The following is a 388-nucleotide window of genomic DNA, read 5'->3' as shown; positions in this document are numbered from 1 at the left end:
GACGCGCTGGAGAAGACCAGCCTGCCGCTGGAGGAGGTGCGCGAAGCGGTCGCCGCCACGGCCAAGGTCGGGCTGATCGTGCTCGACGCCTGCCGCAGCGATCCCTTCGCAGGCGCGGGCAGCGAGGGGCGTGGCGCGACGTCGCTGGCCAAGGACGCAGCCGACAAGGTCCGGCCGGGCCTCGGCCGCGTCGGCCGGGCGGAGAACATCCTGTTCGCCTTTGCCGCCGCCCCCGGCGAGACGGCCGCCGACGGAACCGGCCAGAACTCGCCCTTCACCGCGGCGCTGACGAAATATCTCGGCACCGACGGGCTCGAAATCCGCTCGGTGCTGACGCTCGTGCAACAGGAAGTCTACGACCTCAGCCGCGGCAGGCAGCTTCCCTATG

Annotated in this window: 1 protein-coding gene; it reads left to right on the top strand. The window is 71.4% G+C overall.

The annotated features are described in order from the left end of the window. On the top strand, positions 1-388 hold a 388-nt coding region (locus EN862_RS35000), incomplete at both ends, for a caspase family protein (RefSeq protein ID WP_135913294.1).

The sequence above is a fragment of the Mesorhizobium sp. M2E.F.Ca.ET.219.01.1.1 genome (assembly GCF_004016445.2).
Taxonomy (GTDB): Bacteria; Pseudomonadota; Alphaproteobacteria; order Rhizobiales; family Rhizobiaceae; genus Mesorhizobium.
Note: the sequence above shows the minus strand (reverse complement) of the source record. Positions and strands in the feature narration are given on the sequence as shown.